Consider the following 20,274-nt stretch of genomic DNA (forward strand, 5'->3'; position numbering starts at 1 on the left):
GAGATCACAGCACATAGTGGTCCACCAGCAGCGCAGCAAACAGCACGCTCAGGTGGATAAGGGAAAAGCGGAAGGTCTTGCGGGCCAGGGCGTCCGAATAATTGCGCCACAGGGCAAACGCATACCCACAAAAACCCAAGCTCAGCAGCACGGCCGCGACCAGATAGATCCAGGAACTCATGCCGTAGATGAACGGCATCATGCACCCGGCCAGCAGGATCAGGGTGTACAGGAAGACCTGCAACCGCGTGAACTCGTTGCCATGCGTGACGGGCAACATAGGCAGGCCGGACTTGCGGTAGTCCTCCACCCGGTACAAGGCCAGCGCCCAGAAATGCGGCGGCGTCCACAAAAAGATGATGAGGAACAGGATGAGCGCCTCTGGCCCCACATCGTTGGTCATGGCTGCCCAGCCCAGCACCGGCGGCATGGCCCCCGAGGCGCCGCCGATCACGATGTTCTGGGGTGTCAATGGTTTGAGGATCACGGTGTAGACCACCGCGTAACCCACAAAGGTGGCGAACGTCAGCCACATGGTCAGCGGGTTGATCCACACATACAGCAGCACAGAGCCTGCGGCACACAACACGGCCGAGAACAGCAGGGTCTGCGCGTTGGACAACTCGCCCTTGGCCGTGGGGCGCCAGGCGGTGCGCTTCATCTTGGCGTCGATGCCTTGCTCGACGATGCAGTTGAACGCGGCGGCAGCACCCGCCACCAGCCACACACCCAGGCTGGCCACGGCCATGTGGCCCAGCTGCGCAGCGTTGGGCAGACCAGGCACGGCCAGCACCATACCGATCAGCGCACAAAACACGATGAGCTGCACCACGCGGGGCTTGGTCAGCGCATAAAACTGCTGAAACCGCGAAGGCGGCGCAGCAACGGCGGATGGGGCAACACTCATGCAGATACTCTCGATGCGCCCGTGGGCGCGGAAAACTCTCGGGGCGCGGGCACCGCGCGGCTGGACACCAGGGCCCAGGTCAACACCACCACCAGGGCTGCGGCACCACCGGTGTGCAGCACTGCCGCCACCAGAGGCCAGTCCAACACCACATTGGACAAGCCCGTCACCAGTTGCAGCAAGGCCAGCCCGGCGAGCCAGCGTGTCTGCGCGGGCAACACGCCGCTGCGGTGAAAACGCCAGGCCACCAGGCCCAGCGCCAGCAGCACCAGATAGGCCATCAGACGGTGTACATAGTGGATGGCAGTGAGCGCGGCAAAGCTGATGTGGCTGCCGTCTTGCAGCATGCCCAGCTTGCGCCAGATTTGAAACCCCTGGGCAAAGTCCATGGCGGGCCACCAACTGTCCTGGCACGTGGGGAAGGTGGTGCACGCCAGCACGGCGTAGTTGGTGCTGACCCAGCCACCTAGCACCACCTGGAAGGCCAGCAGCAGCGCGGTGACCACCAGCCCCCAGCGCAGCGCTGGCGACAAGACCACCGATGGGCGCCCCTGGGCGCTGTGGGTGTGGCGCACCGCCTGCACACACAGCAGTGCCAACAGCACCAGGCCACCGATCAGGTGCAGGGTGACGATGGCGGGAAAGAGCTTCATGGTCACAGTGAGTGCGCCAAACGCACCTTGCAGGCACACCCACAACAAGGTCACCGTGGGCCACCAGGGGCTGAGCGGTGGCGCTTGCCCGCCATCTCGCCGGGCACGCCGTTGCTGCACCCAGGACGACACGGTCAGCACAATGATCAGCACCCCCACGCCCGTGGCGAGGTAGCGGTGGATCATCTCGACCCAGGCCTTGCCATGGGTCACCGGACCCGTGGGCATGGCCTCTTGGGCGGCCGAAATTTCGGCACGGGCGCCCACCGGGCTGGCACTGCCGTAGCAGCCGGGCCAGTCAGGGCAGCCCAGCCCCGAGTCGGTCAGGCGTGTGAAGGCGCCGAACAGCACCAGGTCAAACGTGAGGAACAGCGTCAGCACCGTGAGCGCCTGCAAGCGCCGCATGGGCGAGCTGCGGCGATTGCGCCCCCACACCCAGGCAAGCGGCCCCAGCGCAATCACCAGTCCCAGCAGCATCAATTCGAGCACTGGGGCCAGGTCGTACAACGGTTGGGGGTTGGTCATGGCTTGACCGGCCGCCCCGGCTCGTCCCACGAAGACGAAGCGCGCAGCAGGCGCTCCAGGTCACGCTTGGCCTTGGCAGCGCCACCGGTATCCATGGCTGCCGGAAAGCGCATCATCCAGTTGCCCATCGGGTCCACGACGTAAAGGTGGTCCGCCAGTTGCTGGCCTGGTGCTGGTTCCAGCCAGGCCTTGAGCGCATCAGGCTCCATCCGCAACACGGTCGCTTGTTGCAGGGCGGGTGCCAGGGCGGGCGGTGGCAGGGCGTTGTCGTTGATCAGCCAGACCCAGTCCACGCGGTCCTTTTCCTTGCCCAGGCTCTCGCGCAACTGGCGCTGCAGATACAAATGCTTCTGACAGGCCGTGTCACAGTCGCCCCCGGCCACGCTCACCAGCAACCACTGGCCCTTGAGGGACTCCAGCCGGGTTGCCCCACCACTGAGTGTGGAGGCCGTGAGCGCTGGCACCGTGCGCTGGGGATGGATCAGCTCGCCATAGTTGCGTCGGCCCTCGGGACGGATCACGTAGTAGGTGAAATACGAGGCGACCACCGGCGCAGCGCAGATCAGCAGCACGCCCAGCATCTTCCAGCGCCCGTGGCGCGCACGCTGCACGGTGGCGACGGCGTCCCCCGCCTCGGGCAGGGTGTGTACGGTCAGCCCCAGCGGGTGCTCCGCACGGGCACCAGCCTGGGAGTCAGGCGGCAGGCTGGCTGCGCGGGCGAATGAACCGTCGGACGATTTGGAACCAGACATAAAGGAGTGCTATCAGGCCGCAGAGCCCGAACCATTGAAATGCGTAACCGTAGTGTTTTTCGACGCCTGCGCCGACCACAGGCCAGTCGCGTTGCAGGCCATCGCCTGCGTCGCCCACTGAACCCGTCTGTAACACCGTGAAGGGGGCGAGCGCCAGACCGGTTTCGGTGCGGAACGCTGCCAGGTCGAGATTTTGCCGGATGCGGGAAGACCCCAGTGCGCTATCGCCCCCCTGAAACTCGTACAAACGCGATGGAGCGAGGGCCACACGGCCTTGCACGCGCACTTCGGTGTCAGCCGGTGTGTTCACCGAGGGCAACTGCGTACGGTCCTGAAAATTGCGAGCCACCCACCCGCGCTGCACCAACACCACCCCGGTACCCGCTCCGGCGAGTTGCAGCGGCGTGAGCACAAAGAAGCCAGGGCGCCCCTGCATTTGGCGGTTGTCCAAGTACACCGTATGTTCGGGCAGCCAGCGCCCCTGCAGCACCACGGCGCGGTGTACCAGGGCCTGCTGCGCCTCGGACGCTGTGCTGGCAGGGTCTGTCAGCGTGCGCCCATCGATCGCGGGCAAGGTGGCGCGGGTGTCGAGCGTCGCCTGCAGCGACTCCTTCTGTGTGGCACGTGACAGCTGCCAGCGCCCCAGCGAAGCGGTGACCAGCATGCCCACCACAGCAGCCAGGGTAATGAGCCAAAAACGCAGGCCCACAGGACGGCGAAGGGGGGTCACGGGATAATGTGCTCCATGAAATACCTCGTAGTGCTGGCGTTCATCGCCATTTTGGCCAGCCTGGCATCAGCTCTGTTCTTCATGATGCGCAATGGACGCGACGACAAGAGCAAGGGCAACCACATGGCCAAGGCGCTGGCAGTGCGTGTCGGGCTGTCCATCGTGCTGTTTTTGTGCATTCTGGTGGCCTGGCAACTGGGATATATCCAACCCACCGGCCTGCCCGCCACACGTTGATCTGGGCTCCTGTCCGCGCCCCCTGGGGGGCTGAGCCTTCCGAGGGCCACCGCAGATCGCCAACCGCAGGATGGAACAAAAAAAGCGCCGCGAGGCGCTTTTTTCATGGCGTCTGGGGCCTGGTTTACATCCAGTACACCAGCACGTACAGACCCAGCCAGACCACGTCCACAAAGTGCCAGTACCAGGCTGCACCTTCAAAGCCAAAGTGCTTGTCAGCCGTGAAGTGGCCCTTTTGCAGGCGCAGCGTAATCACCAGCAGCATCAGCATGCCCAGGAACACGTGGAAGCCGTGAAACCCGGTGAGCATGAAGAACGTGGAACCGAACACGCCCGAGCTGAGCTTGAGGTTCAGGTCGGTGTACAGGTGGTAGTACTCATAGCCTTGCACCAACAAGAAGACAAAACCCAGCAGCACCGTGGCCCACATGAAGCCGATGGTCTTGCCACGGTGGTTCTCACGCAGGGCGTGGTGGGCGATGGTCAGCGTCACACCCGAGGTCAGCAGCAGCGCTGTGTTGATGGTGGGCAGCCAGAAGGGGCCCACGGTCTGGAAGGGCTCGATGATGCCCGCTGGCGAAGCGGTGACACCTGCAGCCAGGCTGGGCCACACGGCCTTGAAGTCAGGCCACAACAGCGCATTGTCCAAGCTGCCCAACGCAGGCACCGAGTGCGCGCGCGCCCACCACAAGGCCGTGAAGAACGCGCCGAAAAACATCACCTCGGAGAAGATGAACCAGCTCATGCTCCAGCGGTACGACAGATCGATCTTGTGACCATACAGGCCACCCTCGCTCTCGCGCACTGCGTCGCCAAACCATTGGTACAGCGTGAACAGCCACCACACCAGCCCCACGGCCAGGGAATATTTACCCCAGTCATGGCCATTGACCCATTGGCCTGCGCCCAGGATCACAAAGAACAGACCGGCCGCGGCCATCACCGGGTGACGGGACTCGGCGGGCACATAGTAGTACGGGGTTCCGCCGTGGGTTGATGCACTCATTTCAGCTCCTGACTCTCAAAATCTTTGTTTTCAGTATTTGTTCGCACGAACCAGCCAACACAGACATTCATTCACTCACTTCACTCAACCGGCCCAGATCCATCCATTGGCCAACCGGTCACACCACCCAATTCACCAGCCCGATCAGGCCGATCACCAGGAAGAAAACCGCGATCAATCCCACCACAATGATGTGAATCGGATTGAGCTTTTCGACATCTTGCTGGTACTCGCTGCCTTTGCGCAAGCCAATCAACGACCAAGCCACCGCACGTACCGTGCGCAGCAACGATCCCTTGCGGTTCACGGGCTTGACGTCTGCCGACGACTCCAGCGGCGCGCTCATGACCCCGCTCCTCGCACGTCCGGCGAAGCGAGTCCAGGCAACACCGCAGCCGCCGTCGATTCAGGTGCCGCCGGCGTCTTGCCACCCACCTCGAAGAAGGTGTACGACAGCGTGATGGTGGTGACGTCTTTGGACAATTTCGGATCAATCACAAACGCCACTGGCCAGGTTTTCTTTTCACCCGGCTCCAGCGTGTACTGGTTAAAGCAAAAACATTCCAACTTGTTGAAATGCGCAGCAGCCTGGCGGGGCGCATAGCTAGGGATTGCCTGAGCGGCCATGCGGCGGTTCTGTACGTTCTGAAACTCGTACATCACCGTCGTCAATTCGCCCGGATGCACCTGCACGGAACGCTGCGCCGGCTTGAAGTCCCACGGACCACGCGAGTTTGCGTCAAACTCCACCGTGATGGTGCGCGACTTATCCACCTGCGTGTTGGCGGGTACCCGCACGTCCTGGCCCGCTACGCCATTGCCAGGCACCTGCCGCTCCGACAGCGACAAAATGTTGATGCCCGTCATTTCGCAAATGTGCTTGTAGATCGGGATCAGCACGTAGCCAAAGGCAAACATGCCAGCCGCGATCACGACCAGCTTGCCGACCATCTTGGCGTTTTCGCGGTGCAGGCTCATGGAGTTGGCCGGTGGCTTCAGCGGGACAGCATCACCACCTTGACCATGAACCCGACAAAAAACACCACCGCCACGGACGCCAGGATCAGCGCCAGCCGCAGGTTGCTCTTTTTTTGCTCGGGGGTCATGGACATGGTGTTCAGCCAATCACGCGGGTTGCGGTAGCGTCCAGCTTGGGAGGATTCTCAAACGTGTGGAAAGGCGCTGGGGAAGGCACTTCCCACTCCAGCCCTTCGGCACCGTCCCATGGCTTGGCAGGGGCCTTGGCACCCTTGCCACGCATGGCGGGAACTACCACGGCCAGGAAGAAAAACACCTGCATCAGACCGAAGCCCAAGGCACCCACCGAAGCAATCGCGTTGAAGTCTGCGAATTGCATGGGGTAGTCGGCGTAGCGGCGGGGCATGCCAGCCAGGCCCAGGAAGTGCATGGGGAAGAAGGTGATGTTGAAAGTGATCAGCGAACCCCAGAAATGGATCTGGCCACGCGTTTCGGAATACATCACGCCCGTCCACTTGGGCAGCCAGTAGTACACGCCAGCGAACATGGAGAACAGCGAACCAGCCACCAGCACGTAGTGGAAGTGGGCCACCACGTAATAGGTGTCTTGCAGCTGAATGTCGATGGGAGCCATGGCCAGGATCAGGCCGGTGAAACCACCCATGGTGAACACGAAGATGAAGCCCACAGCAAACAGCATGGGGGTTTCAAACGTCATGGAGCCGCGCCACATGGTGGCAACCCAGTTGAAGATCTTCACGGCCGTGGGCACGGAGATCAGCATGGTGGCATACATGAAGAACAGCTGGCCGGTCACAGGCATACCGGTCGTGAACATGTGGTGGGCCCACACAATGAACGACAGGATGGCGATGGACGAGGTGGCGTACACCATGGAGGCGTAGCCAAACAGCTTCTTGCGGGCGAACGCAGGCACGATCTGGCTGATGATGCCGAAGGCCGGCAAGATCATGATGTACACCTCGGGGTGGCCGAAGAACCAGAAGATGTGCTGGTACATCACCGGGTCACCGCCACCGGCGGGGTTGAAGAAGCTGGTGCCGAAGTGGCGGTCCGTCAGCGTCATGGTGATGGCGCCAGCCAGCACAGGCATCACGGCGATCAGCAGGTAGGCGGTAATGAGCCAAGTCCACGCAAACATGGGCATCTTCATCAGCGTCATGCCGGGGGCGCGCATGTTGAGGATGGTCACGATGATGTTGATCGAGCCCATGATGGACGAGGCACCCAGGATGTGCATCGCGAAGATGCCAGCGTCCATGGAAGGGCCCATCTGCAGCGTCAGCGGTGCGTACAGCGTCCAGCCGGCAGCAGGCGCGCCACCGGGCATGAAGAACGAGCTCACGAGCATCAGTGCGGCAGGAATCATCAGCCAGAAGCTGAAGTTGTTCATGCGGGCGAACGCCATATCGGATGCACCGATCTGCAGCGGGATCATCCAGTTCGCAAAGCCCACGAAGGCCGGCATGATCGCGCCGAACACCATGATCAGGCCGTGCATGGTGGTCAGCTGGTTGAACAGCTCGGGGTTGACCAGTTGCAGGCCAGGCTGGAACAGCTCGGCACGGATCAGCAGGGCCAGGATGCCGCCGACCATCAGCATGGTGAACGAGAACAGCAGATACAACGTACCGATGTCTTTGTGGTTGGTGGCAAACACCCAGCGGCGCCAGCCGGTGGGGCCATGGTGTCCGTGGCCGTCGTGTGCGTGGTCGCCAGCGTGCCCGTGGTTGTCGAGAACTGCGCTCATGGTGAATTCCTCAATACGATGGGGCGATGATTACTTGCCACGCTGGGCCACAATTTCAGCTGGCTGAACCAGCTGGCCGGTCTTGTTGGACCAGTTGTTCTTGGTATAGGTGACCACGGCGGCGATGTCGGTGTCGCTCAGCTGTGCCCATGCAGGCATGGCGCCGTTGTTCTGGCCCTTGAGCAGCACCTGAATCTGCTTGGCGTGGTCAGCATCCAGCACCACTGCAGCACCGTCCAGGGGCTTGATGGGGCCAGCGCCCTTGCCGTTGGCCTGGTGGCAGGCCGCGCAGTTGGCCGCGTAGACCTTCTCGCCACGCTTCATGATGTCGCCCAGCGCCCACACCTTGGTGGGGTCGTCCAGTTTGGCAGCGGCTTTCTTCTTTTGTTCGGCCACCCAGGCGGTGTAGTCCTCGGCGGACACCACCTTCACGTGGATGGGCATGTAGGCGTGTTCCTTGCCGCACAGCTCGGCACACTGGCCGTAGTAATCGCCAATTTTCTCGGCACGGAACCAGGTGTCACGCACAAAGCCGGGGATCGCATCCTGCTTGATACCGAAGGCAGGCACCATGAAGGCGTGGATCACGTCGTTGGCCGTGGTGATGATGCGGATCTTCTTGTTGACCGGCACCACCATGGGGTTGTCCACCTTGAGCAGGTAGTTGGCGGGTGCGTCCTTGACGTTGCCGCTGTCGGACATCACGCGGTGGCTGCTGTCCAGCGTGGAGATGAACGCCAGGCCTTCGCCTTCGCCAGTGATGTAGTCATAGCCCCACTTCCACTGGTAACCCGTGGTCTTGATGGTGAGGTCGGCGTTGGTGGTGTCCTTCTGGGCCACCAGCACCTTGGTCGCGGGCAAAGCCATCACGATCACGATGATGAACGGAATAATCGTCCAGACCACTTCCACCGTCACCGACTCGTGGAAGTTGGCAGCCTTCGCGCCCTTGGAGCGGCGATGCTTCCAGATCGAGTAGAACATCACGGAGAACACTGCAACAAAGATCACCGTGCAGATGACCATCATCATCCAGTGCAGAAAATGTTGCTCTTCTGCGATCTTGGTGACGGGCGGCGCCAGGTTCAGCTGGTTGACTGCAGGGCCGCCAGGCAGGTCCTGAACGGCATGGGCTGCGGAGCCCACCCATGCACCGGCAATCAGCAGCAGAGAAGCCAGCTTGTTGGAAATGCTCTTCATAGTTCTCACTTACTTCTAAGCCTCAATTTAACCAATCCCTTTCGCGCGCCTGCGTGGGGTCAGGCGGCGCGCAAGGCCATGCGGATCTCCGATGCCAGGGCCGGTCGAAGCTCGGGGCGCATGTAGCGCCCCACCTCTACCGAACGGCCCTGCGCAGACAGCGTGATCAGCGAATGGTCTCCCGTCTTGGGCTCTACGCGAACCCGGCTCCGGTCAAACTCCGCGCGCTCCAGCCTGCCTGCTGTCTCCAGCTCCACCACAAGGCGTGAGCCCTGCAATGAAATCCTCTCGCCATCCGCCGCATGGCGACCGTACATGGCGAATGCAATCCCTACTGCCACGATTTCGAGCCACGCGAAGGGCATCACCAGATGGGCGCCGAGCTTCCAGAAGAACGTCGCGATTCCCAGTGACACCACACACAGCGACAAATACATCCAGCCCAATTGCGTCGGCGTGACCGAACAATTGCGAACCAGACGCCAGTCAATGCGCTGTCCCGACACCGTGGCAAAACGAAAAACCAAGCCCGTCACCATGAGTGCTCACAAGACTGCCGACTGCAGCACACGTTGCGCCTTGGGCACAACAGACACAGCCTGCCAGATTGCGCGGGAAGATGCCCGAAATCTCAATAGCCAAGAATTGTAGCGTGCCTTGTTCCAAGTCATTGACACGCCGTTACAGGTTAGTTCTCTGTGCCGCTCTTGCGCAACATGGCGCGCATGTCCTGCAGCGACACCGCGCTGCTGGAACTGACGCGCACCCGGGGTGCAGGCTTGAAGGCATGGCCATAAATGATTTCAAAAGTCAGAGCCAACTGACCGCCTTGACCCGGATCGGCAAGACGCTCAGAAAGCACTTGATAGAGCTTCTCGCGCCAGCGCCGTCCGCGCAATGAGGGAAAGCGATCAGGGTGCAAATTGACACCTAGCTCGCGCAGCTCTTGAACCAGCCGCTCGGGTGTGGCAAACGTGAGTGTGATGCGTTCCATGTCCATCACCGGCTCTGCAAAACCTGCATGCACCAGCATGTCGCCCCAGTCATGCATGTCGGTGAAGGCATGGCCTGCAGGTGGCCAGCCCATGGCGGCATACACGCCATGCAGCTCGCGCAGCGTGTCCGGTCCGAGACACGAGAACATCAGGTAGCCGTCCACCGCCAGGGCGCGATGCCATTGGCCGATCAGGACTTGCGGGTCGGCCGCCATGTGCAGCGCCATGTTGGACCACAACATCTGCACGCTGGCATCAGCCGGCGGGCCTACCTGCAGAGCTCCTGCGCCCCAGCGAGCGGGACTCCACCACGGTTTGGCCAGCGCCTGCCGCACGACGGGTTCACCATGGACGCTGGTCTCGTACACCTGGCACCGCGCCTGTGGGTAGCGGGCACTCACAAGCGCATGTGCCTGCAAGCCGCCACGCACCGGGTCCCAATGGCACCAGGACGCCGGGGCCTGCCGGATCCACTGCAGTCGGTCCTCCATGCGGCGCGCCACTTCTTCATGCAGCCAGGGGGACGCGGCGGGGGCCGCAGCATGCCAGCGGGCTGCGGCAACAGGATCAATGGTGGGGGGGCGCTCGGAGGACATGGGCAGGGCAGAAAGACGCGCGAGTATATTGATTCATGCATTTTTCGGGTTTGTCAGGGATTTCGCGCCATCTCCACGCCTGGGCGGACAAAGTGCCCAGCCAGTGCGCCGTGTGCCACGCCTGGCCATCGCAGCGCATCTGCAACGCCTGCGTGGCGCGATTCGCACAGCCCGCCACGCGTTGCCAGCGCTGCGCCCTGCGGGTGCCCCCGGGGGTCGCTGTCTGCGGCACCTGCCTGCAGCACCCACCCAGCTTCGATGCCTGCATTGCAGCGGTGGACTATGCCTACCCCTGGGCCGACGCGCTGGCACAGTTCAAGTTTCGCGGAGACCCAGGATGGGCCAGGGCATTGGCCACACTGATGCGCAGCACGCCCTGGATGGAGCCCGCGGTAGAGGCAGCCGACACCGTGCTGGCGGTGCCTCTGTCCACCGAGCGCTTGCGCGAGCGGGGCTTCAACCAGTCGGCCCTGCTGGCCAGGCAACTGGCCGGCGCCAAGGCCGACCACCTGACCCTGCTGCGCCTGCACGCCACCGAGGCGCAAAGCAGCCTGCCAAGGGCCCAGCGGCTGCGCAACCTGCGCGGTGCCTTCGCCATCGAACCCGCCCGCGCCGCCGCCCTGCGCGGCCAGCAGGTGGTGCTGATCGACGATGTGATGACCACGGGCGCCACGCTGCACGCAGCCACCCTGGCGTTGCGCGAGGCAGGTGTGGCGCATGTCACGGCCGCCGTGCTGGCGCGCACGGGGCGCGACTGAAAAGCACCAAACAGATATCAAACAGGTACCAAAGGGATACTTTTGATTACGAGCGGTTGCTCAATTCACCGGCCCAACGATGACAATGCGGGCATGTTCCATATCGTCCTCGTCGAACCCGAGATCCCGCCCAACACCGGCAATGTGATTCGCCTGGCGGCCAACACGGGGTGCACGCTGCACCTGATCGAGCCCCTGGGGTTCTCAATGGAAGACCGCCAGATGCGGCGTGCGGGGCTGGACTACCACGAGTACGCCCGAGTGCAGGTCCATGCGGGCTGGACAGCCTTTCTGCGGGATACCCAGCCGGACCCGACCCGCATGTTTGCGATGACCACCCACGCCTCACAGCCCGTGCATTCCACCTGCTTCCTGTCCGGCGACTGGTTCGTGTTTGGCGCTGAAACGCGGGGGCTCCCGCCCGAGCTGCGCGAGAGCTTTCCGCCCGCCCAGCGCCTGCGCCTGCCCATGGTGCCGGGTCAGCGCAGCCTCAATCTGTCCAACGCCGTGGCGGTGACCGTGTTCGAGGCTTGGCGCCAGAACAGCTTTGCAATGCCTGACGGGCAGGTGATGGTCGAGCCCGAAGGCACGATCATCAGCGGCTTCGCACAGCTCAGCTGAGCTGGCCGGACTTTTGCGCCACAGCGCGGGGCACGTGTTCGGTCAGGAAGTCCAGAAACACCCGTGTGCGTGCGGGCAGCATGCGGCGTGAAGGCAACGCCGCATAGATGGTGTAACGCGAAAAGATCCAGCTCGGCAGAATGTGGACCAGCTCACCACGGGCCAGGTGCTCCTCGGCCAGCAGGCGCGAAGTGACAGCCACACCCGCCCCATCCACGGCGGCACGCATCAACAGCTCGGTGCTGACGGACTGCAACACCGCTGGCGCGTCCACCTCTTCGTCAGGCACCTCCGCCCGCAGCGACTGTAGGCGCAGCTTGCGGCCCGCCCCCGCCTGCGCACGCACGGGCGCGCTGGAGTCGCGCAGGTAGTCGTGGTGCACCAGGTCCTGCGGCTCACGCGGAATACCCCGGCGCTCCAGGTAGTCGGGTGACGCCACCACAATCGCCTCGCCCTGTACCAGCGGGCGCGCGACGATGTTGGCGTCAAAGTCCTCGCCCGCCACCATGATGGTCACATCGAACTCATCCACGCGGCTGGACGCATAGGCGTCCATGCTGATGTCCAGTATCAGCTTGGGGTAGTGGGCATGCCACAGCGCCACCATGGGGGCCAGAAAGTTGGTGGCCAGCACCGGCGCGGCCACGATACGGATGATGCCGCGCAGGTCACGCGTGCTGGCGGCGGCGGCAGCCTCGGCGTCGTCGATCTCGTGCAGGATGGCGCGTACGCGCTGCAGGTACGACTCACCCGCATCCGTCAGCGCCAGCTTGCGGGTCGTGCGTTGCAGCAGGCGCGTGCCCAGGTGCTGCTCCAGCTCGGCCACCATGCGGGTGACCACGGGGGGCGACATGTCCATGGCGCGGGCGGCAGCGGCAAAGCCGCCCTCCTCCACCACGCGCTCGAAAATTTTCATGGCTTGCAGGCGGTCCATGGTTCAGACCTCCTGCCCGATGGCGACCAGGCTCAGGCCGGGGCGCCGAAGTTGCGCGCCAACGATTCGGCCACGCACACGGGCTTGTCGCTGCCCTCGCGCTCCACCGTCACCAGCCAGGTCATCTGCATGCCGTCGGGCGCTACCGGCTCGGCAGCCTGTAGGGTGAGGCGCGCGCGCAAGCGGCTGCCCACAGGCACCGGCGCCGTGAAGCGCACCTTGTTCAGCCCGTAGTTCACGCCCATGCGCGCACCCTCGATGGTCAGGCCCGTCTCGAAGAATTGCGGAATCAGCGACAGCGTGAGAAACCCATGCGCAATGGGCGCGCCAAACGGCCCGGCCTTGGCCCGCTCGGGGTCCACATGGATCCACTGGTGGTCGCCCGTGGCCTGGGCAAACAGGTTGACCTGTTCCTGCGTGATGGTGATCCAGTCGGTCACCACGACCTCCTGACCCACGCAGGCGCTGACTTCGGAATATGAGCGGAAGATTTTCATCGCTGCAATGTAGCCCTGCACCCAGGCGCGCCTTGTCTGCCGGGTGACAGGTGTTTTCCCGGAGGCCTTGTTTTCGGTTCTGCTTCACGCTGTCCTTCAAGAATTGAGCCACGTACAGATCCCTTGCCACTGCTCCAGGTCGCGCGCCACGCGGCCGGGCGCCACATCAAACAGCGTGAGGCCGTGCGCCGCCAGGTGGATGTAGTTCTGCGTGTCGCGCAGATAACCCAGCACCGGGAACCCCAGGCTGTCCACAAAGTGGTGCAACTGTTCGGCCGCCTTGGTGCGCGCGTCCACGCGCATACCGACGATGCCCACAGGCACCCCGGCAGCGTGGCGGCGCTCGGCCAGCTGGTCCAGAAAGGCCCGCGTGGCAAAGATGTCGAACACGCTGGGCTGCAGCGGCACGATAACCTTGTCGGCCAGCTTGAGTACGTCGTTCAGGCGCCAGCCGTGCAGGCCGGCGGGGGTGTCCAGCACCGCGTGCGTGGTGCCCTTGGGCGGGCGGCTGATCACGTCCGAGCTGGTGTCCCAGCCGCCAATGGGGCGCGCAGCGGGCGGGCGCAGGCCCAGCCACAGCTTGGCGGACTCCTGCCGGTCGGTGTCGCCCAGGATCACGGGATGCCCCTGGCTGGCAAAGTAGCCCGCGATGTTGGTGGACAGCGTGGACTTGCCCACGCCGCCCTTCGGGTTGGCGACAACGACTACTGGCATGACAAGCTCCTTGGAATCTGCAGGTCCATGAAAATACAAGCCAAATCAGCCTCAAGCGCAATATTTATATGCGCTAGAAGCTATCAAATTGGAAGCACCCTAACCCCTCGGCGGTGCCACAACCGCTTCAGGCGTGCTGGCCGCCGCGCTTGACGAAGAACAGCCCGGCCCCCACCGCCATCAGCAAACCGCCAAACACGCGGTTTTGCGCCCGCACTGCCCGCGCGCTGCGCATCAGGCGGCGCAGGGCACTGGCCCCCGCAGCGTAGCCGTGCATCACCACCACGTCCACCGTCACCGTGGTGGCGGCCATCACCAACAGCTGTGTCCACAGCGGGCGCGTGTCGGTCATGAACTGGGGCAACACGGCCACCATGAAGATGATGCCTTTGGGGTTGGTGGCGTTGGTCAAAAAGCCCGTGAGGCAGCGCTTTTGCCAGGTGCCGGCCGACTCCGTGTCATCGCCCTGCACGGGGGATTTGTCGCCGGCACGCCACTGCGCAAAACCCACATAGATCAGATAGCAAGCGCCCAGCACCTTCACCACGCTGAAAGCCACCTCGGACGCCAGCAGCAGCGAGCCCACGCCCGCACCGGCGATCAGCAAAATCAGCAACAGGCCCAGTTGCAGGCCCAGGATGGTGGCGCCCGTCTTGCGCACGCCGAACGACAGCCCATGGCTCATCGACAACACGGCCCCGGAGCCCGGCGACACCGCAATCAGGCACGACGCCGCAAAAAAAGCCAGCCAAGTCTGCAAATCCATGGGTCACCGTGCCTGTGTGCGAAGAAGGGCGAGCATCTTAACAACGCCCCCGTGTCGCTGCCATGATCTGAATAAAAATGGCCGCCAGCGCTTAAAAATAAAGCGCTAGCAGCTATCAAAACAGAAGCATTTCAATGACATGCCAAGCGACCCCTCCCTTATCGCTACGGCAATGCCAGAATCCAGACACGCCCACGCCCGCCCGTCCGCATCCCTCCGACGCCCCTCCCAACGCCATCGCTATCGCCGCGCCTCCATGGAACACGCCCCCACCTGGCTCACCTACGGTTTTCTGTACCTCACCGCCGCCGTGCTGGCCGTGCCCATTGCCAAGGCGCTGGGCCTCGGCGCCATCATTGGCTACCTGGCAGCGGGCATCGCCATCGGGCCCTGGGGCCTGGGGCTGGTGAGCAACGTGCAAGACATCCTGCACTTTGCCGAATTTGGCGTGGTGCTGATGCTGTTCCTCGTCGGGCTGGAGCTGCAACCCAGCCGCCTGTGGGCACTGCGTCGCCCCATCTTTGGCACCGGCACCGCCCAGGTACTGGGCTGCGCGGCCGTGCTGTTTGCGCTGGGCGCGCTGGCGGGCCTGCCATGGCGCGTGAGCCTGGTGGGCGCGCTGGGCCTGGCGCTGTCGTCCACGGCCATTGCGCTGCAGTCGCTGGCCGAGCGCAACCTCATGCGCACACAAAGTGGGCAAGCGGGCTTCTCCATCCTGCTGTTCCAGGACGTGGCGGCCATCCCCATCCTGGCCCTGCTGCCCGTGCTAGGCGCGGCCGCTGGCGAAGGCGCAGGCCACACGCCGAGCGAGATCGTGCTGGAGGTGCTCAAGATCGTCGGCGTGATCGCCGCCATCATCCTCGGCGGGCGCCTGCTGCTGCGCCCCGTGCTGCGCTGGATCGCCAAGAGCAACACACCGGAGATATTCACCGCCGCCGCGCTGCTGCTGGTGGTGGGCATTGCCTACCTGATGGTGCTGGTGGGCCTGTCGATGGCGCTGGGCGCCTTTCTCGCCGGCGTGCTGCTAGCCGACAGCGAATACCGGCGCGAGCTGGAGGCTGACATTGAGCCGTTCAAGGGCCTGCTGCTCGGGCTGTTCTTCATCGCCGTGGGCATGAGCATCGACTTCGGCGTGATCCTGCGCTCGCCGGGCCTCATGGCCGCCATCCTGGTCGGCTTTCTGGCCGCCAAGGCCATGGTCATTTACACGCTGGCCAAGGTGGTCGGAATCCCCTACCAGGAGCGGCCGGTGTTCACCCTGCTGCTGGCCCAGGGCGGCGAGTTTGCTTTTGTGGTGTTCCAGGCCGCAGCGGGTGCCAGCGTGTTCCCGGCCGAGACGGCCTCGCTGCTCATCGGCGCTGTGGCGCTGTCGATGCTGATCAGCCCGCTGCTGCTGGTGCTGCTGGACCGCGTGCTGCTGCGCCGCTATGCAAAGCTCAAGTCCGAACCCCAGGCCGAAGAAATCTCCGAGCCCCAAGAGGCGCCCATCATCATCGCGGGCTTCGGCCGCTACGGGCAGATCGTCTCGCGCGTGCTGCTGGCCCAGGGCATCCCCACCACCGTGCTGGACCACAGCGTGGACATGCTGGAAGTGGCGCGCACCTTTGGCTACCGCGTGTTCTACGGCGATGCCACGCGGCTCGACCTGTTGCGCATCGCGGGCGCCGAACACGCCCGCATCCTGGTCATCGCCGTGGACGACGCCGAGCAGTCGCTCAAGCTCGCCAAGCTCGCCCGCGAACACTTCCCCCAGCTGCAGGTGGTGGCCCGCGCGCGCGACGTCACGCACTGGAACAAGCTGCGCGACCTGGGTGTGACGCTGGTGCAGCGCGAACTGTTCGAGTCCAGCCTACAAAGCGCCCACACCGTGCTGGAGCTGATGGGCCTGGCGCCCGCCGAGGCCACGGCCATCACCCGGCGCTTTCGCACCCACAACATCGCCCTGGCCGACCGCATGTACCCGCACCACAAGGACCGAGCCAAGTTCATCGCCGTGGCGCGCGAGGGCCGCAACCAGTTTGCGGAGCAGATGGCCAAGGAGCGGCAGGAGAGTGCGGCGTTGAATGTGCCGAGGGAGGAGTACCCAGGGTATGGCGGGGGGGAGGGTGCCGAAGACGGGGATAGGGCCGCACCGGCCGGAGATTTGGATAAAAAAAGCCTGTAGCGCCTATCCATCAAGCACAATTTGCTACACTTTTCATAGCATCCATCAAAAATCCGTCCCGAACGGGTGACGCGGAAACAGGGGGGCTTGGCAACGCGAAGCGCCACGCCATGACGCGAAAACCGCTTTCGCGACAGAATTTTGTCGCGTAAACTGCTTTCACGACAAAATACTGTCGCAATTTGAGTTTGCGATGCCAGGAGCCCTGTCATGCCCCGCCCTACCCTTGCCCAGGAGCTGGACCAGCTCGCAGTGTTGATTCACAACGCAGGCCCCACAGGGGTCGGCAGCGACGCCCTCCTGCAACAGTTGGGGGGCACCGGCCAGCGCCGCACCCTGCAGCGCCGCCTGGCACGGCTGGCAGAGCAAGGGCGCATCACGGTGCGCGGCGAGGGCCGGGCCACCCGCTACCACCCAAGCCACCCGCAGCAATCGCCTGCCGAAGCCACGCCGCCAGCAGCATTGGCAACTGCCGCGCCCGCCACCGCTGACTACGTCCCCACCTCAGCAGAAGGCGCAGAAATCCGTGCCGCCATCTCCCAGCCCCGCCACCTGCGCAAACCGGTGGGCTACCAACTGGACTTTTTGTCGCAGTACCACCCCAACAACACGGCCTACCTGCCACACGACCTGCGCGAGCAACTGCACTCCCTGGGCCGCTCACCGGCAGATCAAACCCCTGCAGGCACCTTTGCCAAAGACATCCTCAACCGCCTTCTGATCGACCTGTCCTGGGCCTCATCCCACCTCGAAGGCAACACCTACAGCCGCCTTGACACCGAACGCCTGATCGAGTTCGGCCAGGCCGCCGAAGGCAAAAACGCGCTGGAAACCCAGATGATCCTGAACCACAAGCAGGCCATCGAATATCTGGTGCTCAACCCCGAAAACGCCCGCGTGCACACCGACACGTTGATAGCGCTGCACGCCTTCCTGTCCGACGGCCTGATGGCCGACCCCACCGCCGTGGGCCGCATCCGCCGCCGCGCAGTGGAGATCGGCGGCAGCGTCTACCTGCCCATCGCCCTGCCCCAGCGGCTCGAAGAACTCTTCGGCATCGTCACGCAAATGGCCGCCGAAATCACCGATCCGTTCGAGCAAGCCTTCTTCTTGATGGTGCACCTGCCCTACCTGCAGCCGTTCGAGGACGTGAACAAACGCGTCTCGCGCCTGGCCGCCAACATCCCGTTCATCCGCCACAACCTGTGCCCACTGTCGTTCATCGACGTGCCGCAGCAAGCGTATGTGGACGGCATGCTGGGCGTGTACGAGCTGAACCGCGTGGACCTGCTGCGCGATGTGTTCGTGTGGGCCTACGAGCGGTCGTGCCAGCAGTACGTGGCGGTGAAGCAGAACCTGGTGCCGCCGGACATTTTTCGGCTGCGTCACCGGCAGGCGCTGGCCGAGGTGATTGCGGCCATCGTGCGCCAGGGGGACGCGCCTACTGAGGAGGCGGTGAAAAGCAGGATGCCTGCTTCCGTGGCGGTGGCCGACCACGCGCATTTTGTGCAGTTGGCGCTGGCGGAATTTGGCGCGCTGCACGCGGGGAATGCGGTGCGGTTTGGGATCCGGCCGTTGGAGTTTGGGGAGTGGGAGCGACGTGATCGGGATGGCGCGACGGATAAGAATGCCTGAGCCGAATTTCGACAAACGCCACCCGCCACTGAGCACGATGCATTGCAGCTGAGAAATCGAAATCTGGCCTTCCATTGGGCTACTTTAGGAGAAGCACTTGAAAGCACAAAAATTCAGCGCCAAAGTAGGCCTCTACTTTGCAATTTCACTCCTAGGTTTTTTGGCCTTTTTTATCTTTGAACGCCTCGGAGCAGACGCTACGGCTTGGGCTCAACTGCCCATCGTCGGCGGCTTGGTCGGGGCGCTGTTCCAGCTAGTCCGCGATGACGCAGCAGCAGATAGAGCAAAGCAACTGGAGCAGTACAAGCAGAAATTTGTGTTCGGTGCACAGTCCCACATGGCTCAAACCATTTGGAACAAGCAAGTTGAGTTCTGCGAGGCTTACGCTTCTGAGCTTGATAAGTGCGTTGCGGTTCTGTACGCAGACGGGCCAGCAAAGAGCGCCGGAAACTGTGCAACTGCACTATTTGCTATCCGCCGACGATACGCCGTGTGGGTTCCCGCAGACTTGGAAACCAAGCTCGATCCATTTGAAAAAGCGCTACGAGATATCGGGAACAGCGCCCATGTTGCTGACAGAGCCCCGGGCGGCGGCAATCCTGAGTTGCGTCAGCGGCACATTGATCGGATGTATCGGGAGTTCGCCAAGGCTATGGGAGAAAGTGAGTGGCTAGGAGAACAACTGACGGGTGAGGCAGGGCACGCAGTTGTCCTGAATTCATTGAAATCCATGCTCGGCATCGACGACATGAGTGCACTTTTGGCTACTCTGAAAAAGGATGCCGTTGCCGGCTTAACGGGTGACAAACCCGCAGTGAACAGTGGGGAGGTGATCGAATTGGCACGGTCGGGGGGGGGGAATAAATTTGGCCCTCGCTAATGCTGGCGCGGCTTTGCGGGCAATTTACTGGGGCTAAGCGTCGCCGGTGGCTTTGGCGCGGAATGGGCAGTCCGTTGAGCGAAAATGCCCGAAATGGGTGGTTTACGGGCAGAAGCGGGCCCGGGATGCAGGGAAGTGGTTCTGGGTTCAGATGGCCCTGTTATCCTTAGAAAATTCGCTCTCATTAGCCGCGCAAACTAGTCATTTCACGCAGCCTTCGGTGCGACACAAGGTCGCACGTTCTGAGGGTGCACGGACTCTGCAACGTGTGACCTTGAATAATCCAATGGAATCGGCCACTTAGGAGAATTGCGGCCAGATTTCTCCACTACGTGCGGCCTACTCAAGGTCGCACGTCTTTAAAGCTGCCCCTCGCCGCTTTTTGAAGTAGCACCACCTGAAGCTAGTCCTCGGGAACTGTAGCTCCAAGGTACACATGATGAGCCAGCTCATGCGAAGTGCGATTCGCCGAGGGGACTTGGCTGAAATTTAAACCTGCGTGGCTGAATCTAATATTGGCGTTCGCTCATCTGCAGCGATCGGCGCATTGCAGCTTCCGCCCATTTCAACTCTCAACAGATCTCGCAGCAATCCCCTTCGATCTGAAGGCAGTAATCTGTTCCGAGCTGCCTAGTAGCGTCGGCCAACGGGGCATTGTGAACGCCCCGAGCTTTGCATGAGCAAGGTATTTTCCGCCTGTGATTTCTCCTGCAGCAAATCGTAAGATGCACGTATTCGGCACCCTTCTGGGTCGGGACACTTTTGCCATAACACTGGAACCCAAAATATGATTGAGCCAGCAGACGCCCTTGCGTTCTCGATGCACGCTGTTAGTGCCAGTGCAAACGTGAGCAGCAGTGCCAGTCGAACATTGACCAGGGGCTGGAGCTGGTTCCATTAGAAGCCAGCTGTGGATAACTATAGGTTGGATGCTTCGGTAGGTCCTCCTTTTTTT

General features: G+C 62.9%; 22 protein-coding genes. 6 read left to right on the top strand and 16 right to left on the bottom strand.

The features are described 5' to 3' along the window. Positions 1 to 4: 4 nt before the first annotated feature. The 4 genes from cyoE to OIN59_RS18340 are packed head-to-tail and all read right to left on the bottom strand — an operon-like array spanning position 5 to position 3,567. Positions 5 to 907, bottom strand: coding sequence for a heme o synthase (gene cyoE / locus OIN59_RS18325; RefSeq protein ID WP_274112498.1), 903 nt, complete (start codon positions 905 to 907; stop codon positions 5 to 7). Further along, entirely contained in the window at positions 904 to 2,085 is a 1,182-nt protein-coding gene (locus OIN59_RS18330) for a COX15/CtaA family protein (protein ID WP_274112499.1), read from the bottom strand. Before OIN59_RS18330 ends, cyoE begins: the two co-directional genes overlap by 4 nt. Next, positions 2,082 to 2,837 (bottom strand): hypothetical protein, encoded by a 756-nt coding sequence (locus OIN59_RS18335; protein ID WP_274112500.1) that lies wholly within the window; start codon positions 2,835 to 2,837, stop codon positions 2,082 to 2,084. Before OIN59_RS18335 ends, OIN59_RS18330 begins: the two co-directional genes overlap by 4 nt. Beyond that, the gene (locus tag OIN59_RS18340) at positions 2,779 to 3,567 is read right to left on the bottom strand and encodes an SURF1 family protein (protein ID WP_274112501.1); all 789 of its coding nucleotides are present in this window, start codon (positions 3,565 to 3,567) and stop codon (positions 2,779 to 2,781) included. The genes OIN59_RS18335 and OIN59_RS18340 overlap by 59 nt, the downstream gene beginning before the upstream one ends. A 15-nt stretch (positions 3,568 to 3,582) precedes the next feature. On the opposite strand from OIN59_RS18340, the gene OIN59_RS18345 reads away from it, so the two are divergent. After that, the gene (locus OIN59_RS18345; protein WP_015015500.1) at positions 3,583 to 3,804 is read left to right on the top strand and encodes a twin transmembrane helix small protein; all 222 of its coding nucleotides are present in this window, start codon (positions 3,583 to 3,585) and stop codon (positions 3,802 to 3,804) included. Positions 3,805 to 3,928: 124 nt separating this feature from the next. Here OIN59_RS18345 and OIN59_RS18350 read toward each other — a convergent pair whose 3' ends face one another. The 8 genes from OIN59_RS18350 to OIN59_RS18385 all read right to left on the bottom strand — a co-directional run bounded on the left by OIN59_RS18350 (position 3,929) and on the right by OIN59_RS18385 (position 10,350). Further along, positions 3,929 to 4,810: a cytochrome c oxidase subunit 3 gene (locus tag OIN59_RS18350; RefSeq protein ID WP_274112502.1), complete on the bottom strand. Its 882-nt coding sequence runs from the start codon at positions 4,808 to 4,810 to the stop codon at positions 3,929 to 3,931. 118 nt (positions 4,811 to 4,928) lie between these two features. Then, complete coding sequence (locus OIN59_RS18355) at positions 4,929 to 5,156, bottom strand: DUF2970 domain-containing protein (RefSeq protein WP_274112503.1); 228 nt, start codon at positions 5,154 to 5,156, stop codon at positions 4,929 to 4,931. Then, positions 5,153 to 5,788 carry a cytochrome c oxidase assembly protein gene (locus OIN59_RS18360; RefSeq protein ID WP_274112504.1) on the bottom strand — a complete coding sequence of 212 codons (636 nt, stop codon included), beginning with the start codon at positions 5,786 to 5,788 and terminating at the stop codon, positions 5,153 to 5,155. The genes OIN59_RS18355 and OIN59_RS18360 overlap by 4 nt, the downstream gene beginning before the upstream one ends. Before the next feature lie 17 nt (positions 5,789 to 5,805). Then, on the bottom strand, positions 5,806 to 5,916 hold the full coding sequence (locus OIN59_RS18365) for a cytochrome oxidase small assembly protein (protein WP_274112540.1): 111 nt from the start codon (positions 5,914 to 5,916) through the stop codon (positions 5,806 to 5,808). Positions 5,917 to 5,927: 11 nt separating this feature from the next. Continuing rightward, positions 5,928 to 7,559: a cytochrome c oxidase subunit I gene (gene ctaD / locus OIN59_RS18370; protein WP_274112506.1), complete on the bottom strand. Its 1,632-nt coding sequence runs from the start codon at positions 7,557 to 7,559 to the stop codon at positions 5,928 to 5,930. Positions 7,560 to 7,589: 30 nt separating this feature from the next. Next, positions 7,590 to 8,759, bottom strand: coding sequence for a cytochrome c oxidase subunit II (gene coxB / locus OIN59_RS18375; RefSeq protein WP_274112508.1), 1,170 nt, complete (start codon positions 8,757 to 8,759; stop codon positions 7,590 to 7,592). A 59-nt stretch (positions 8,760 to 8,818) separates the two neighbouring features. Next, positions 8,819 to 9,295 (bottom strand): DUF2244 domain-containing protein, encoded by a 477-nt coding sequence (locus OIN59_RS18380; protein ID WP_274112542.1) that lies wholly within the window; start codon positions 9,293 to 9,295, stop codon positions 8,819 to 8,821. Between the two features lie 152 nt (positions 9,296 to 9,447). Continuing rightward, a complete protein-coding gene (locus OIN59_RS18385; RefSeq protein WP_274112509.1) occupies positions 9,448 to 10,350 on the bottom strand; it encodes a malonyl-ACP O-methyltransferase BioC in 903 nt (300 codons plus the stop codon). A gap of 35 nt (positions 10,351 to 10,385) precedes the next feature. Here OIN59_RS18385 and OIN59_RS18390 point away from each other — a divergent pair, with 35 nt between their 5' ends. Next, on the top strand, positions 10,386 to 11,108 hold the full coding sequence (locus OIN59_RS18390; RefSeq protein WP_274112511.1) for a ComF family protein: 723 nt from the start codon (positions 10,386 to 10,388) through the stop codon (positions 11,106 to 11,108). Positions 11,109 to 11,201: 93 nt separating this feature from the next. Then, positions 11,202 to 11,729, top strand: coding sequence for a tRNA (cytidine(34)-2'-O)-methyltransferase (locus OIN59_RS18395; protein WP_274112513.1), 528 nt, complete (start codon positions 11,202 to 11,204; stop codon positions 11,727 to 11,729). Here the strand turns inward: OIN59_RS18395 and OIN59_RS18400 are convergent. The 4 genes from OIN59_RS18400 to OIN59_RS18415 all read right to left on the bottom strand — a co-directional run bounded on the left by OIN59_RS18400 (position 11,722) and on the right by OIN59_RS18415 (position 14,640). Beyond that, positions 11,722 to 12,663, bottom strand: coding sequence for a LysR family transcriptional regulator (locus tag OIN59_RS18400; protein ID WP_274112515.1), 942 nt, complete (start codon positions 12,661 to 12,663; stop codon positions 11,722 to 11,724). The genes OIN59_RS18395 and OIN59_RS18400 overlap by 8 nt on opposite strands. A gap of 32 nt (positions 12,664 to 12,695) precedes the next feature. Then, entirely contained in the window at positions 12,696 to 13,160 is a 465-nt protein-coding gene (locus OIN59_RS18405; protein WP_274112517.1) for a MaoC family dehydratase, read from the bottom strand. 96 nt (positions 13,161 to 13,256) lie between these two features. Beyond that, positions 13,257 to 13,874: a ParA family protein gene (locus tag OIN59_RS18410; protein WP_274112519.1), complete on the bottom strand. Its 618-nt coding sequence runs from the start codon at positions 13,872 to 13,874 to the stop codon at positions 13,257 to 13,259. 127 nt (positions 13,875 to 14,001) lie between these two features. After that, positions 14,002 to 14,640 (bottom strand): LysE family translocator, encoded by a 639-nt coding sequence (locus tag OIN59_RS18415; RefSeq protein ID WP_274112520.1) that lies wholly within the window; start codon positions 14,638 to 14,640, stop codon positions 14,002 to 14,004. Positions 14,641 to 14,896: 256 nt separating this feature from the next. Here OIN59_RS18415 and kefC point away from each other — a divergent pair, with 256 nt between their 5' ends. From kefC to OIN59_RS18430, 3 genes are all read left to right on the top strand, one after another. Further along, positions 14,897 to 16,804: a glutathione-regulated potassium-efflux system protein KefC gene (gene kefC / locus OIN59_RS18420; protein WP_274112522.1), complete on the top strand. Its 1,908-nt coding sequence runs from the start codon at positions 14,897 to 14,899 to the stop codon at positions 16,802 to 16,804. Positions 16,805 to 17,014: 210 nt separating this feature from the next. Next, on the top strand, positions 17,015 to 18,439 hold the full coding sequence (locus tag OIN59_RS18425) for a Fic family protein (protein ID WP_274112524.1): 1,425 nt from the start codon (positions 17,015 to 17,017) through the stop codon (positions 18,437 to 18,439). 97 nt (positions 18,440 to 18,536) lie between these two features. After that, positions 18,537 to 19,319, top strand: a complete 783-nt coding sequence (locus tag OIN59_RS18430; RefSeq protein ID WP_274112525.1) for a hypothetical protein — start codon at positions 18,537 to 18,539, stop codon at positions 19,317 to 19,319. The last annotated feature ends 955 nt before the right edge of the window (positions 19,320 to 20,274 follow it).

Origin of the sequence: Acidovorax benzenivorans (assembly GCF_028680575.1) — a bacterium.
Classification (GTDB): Bacteria; Pseudomonadota; Gammaproteobacteria; order Burkholderiales; family Burkholderiaceae_C; genus Acidovorax; species Acidovorax benzenivorans.

What these genes read in the sequence shown, in the direction of transcription:
- OIN59_RS18355 (WP_274112503.1), bottom strand. Translation starts at nt 5,156, where the DNA reads ATGAGCGCGCCGCTGGAGTCGTCGGCAGACGTCAAGCCCGTGAACCGC.
- OIN59_RS18360 (WP_274112504.1), bottom strand. Translation starts at nt 5,788, where the DNA reads ATGAGCCTGCACCGCGAAAACGCCAAGATGGTCGGCAAGCTGGTCGTG.
- OIN59_RS18365 (WP_274112540.1), bottom strand. Translation starts at nt 5,916, where the DNA reads ATGACCCCCGAGCAAAAAAAGAGCAACCTGCGGCTGGCGCTGATCCTG.
- OIN59_RS18335 (WP_274112500.1), bottom strand. Translation starts at nt 2,837, where the DNA reads ATGTCTGGTTCCAAATCGTCCGACGGTTCATTCGCCCGCGCAGCCAGC.
- OIN59_RS18390 (WP_274112511.1), top strand. Translation starts at nt 10,386, where the DNA reads ATGCATTTTTCGGGTTTGTCAGGGATTTCGCGCCATCTCCACGCCTGG.
- OIN59_RS18405 (WP_274112517.1), bottom strand. Translation starts at nt 13,160, where the DNA reads ATGAAAATCTTCCGCTCATATTCCGAAGTCAGCGCCTGCGTGGGTCAG.
- ctaD (WP_274112506.1), bottom strand. Translation starts at nt 7,559, where the DNA reads ATGAGCGCAGTTCTCGACAACCACGGGCACGCTGGCGACCACGCACAC.
- OIN59_RS18385 (WP_274112509.1), bottom strand. Translation starts at nt 10,350, where the DNA reads ATGTCCTCCGAGCGCCCCCCCACCATTGATCCTGTTGCCGCAGCCCGC.
- OIN59_RS18410 (WP_274112519.1), bottom strand. Translation starts at nt 13,874, where the DNA reads ATGCCAGTAGTCGTTGTCGCCAACCCGAAGGGCGGCGTGGGCAAGTCC.
- OIN59_RS18415 (WP_274112520.1), bottom strand. Translation starts at nt 14,640, where the DNA reads ATGGATTTGCAGACTTGGCTGGCTTTTTTTGCGGCGTCGTGCCTGATT.
- OIN59_RS18350 (WP_274112502.1), bottom strand. Translation starts at nt 4,810, where the DNA reads ATGAGTGCATCAACCCACGGCGGAACCCCGTACTACTATGTGCCCGCC.
- cyoE (WP_274112498.1), bottom strand. Translation starts at nt 907, where the DNA reads ATGAGTGTTGCCCCATCCGCCGTTGCTGCGCCGCCTTCGCGGTTTCAG.
- OIN59_RS18395 (WP_274112513.1), top strand. Translation starts at nt 11,202, where the DNA reads ATGTTCCATATCGTCCTCGTCGAACCCGAGATCCCGCCCAACACCGGC.
- OIN59_RS18330 (WP_274112499.1), bottom strand. Translation starts at nt 2,085, where the DNA reads ATGACCAACCCCCAACCGTTGTACGACCTGGCCCCAGTGCTCGAATTG.
- coxB (WP_274112508.1), bottom strand. Translation starts at nt 8,759, where the DNA reads ATGAAGAGCATTTCCAACAAGCTGGCTTCTCTGCTGCTGATTGCCGGT.
- OIN59_RS18400 (WP_274112515.1), bottom strand. Translation starts at nt 12,663, where the DNA reads ATGGACCGCCTGCAAGCCATGAAAATTTTCGAGCGCGTGGTGGAGGAG.
- kefC (WP_274112522.1), top strand. Translation starts at nt 14,897, where the DNA reads ATGGAACACGCCCCCACCTGGCTCACCTACGGTTTTCTGTACCTCACC.
- OIN59_RS18345 (WP_015015500.1), top strand. Translation starts at nt 3,583, where the DNA reads ATGAAATACCTCGTAGTGCTGGCGTTCATCGCCATTTTGGCCAGCCTG.
- OIN59_RS18425 (WP_274112524.1), top strand. Translation starts at nt 17,015, where the DNA reads ATGCCCCGCCCTACCCTTGCCCAGGAGCTGGACCAGCTCGCAGTGTTG.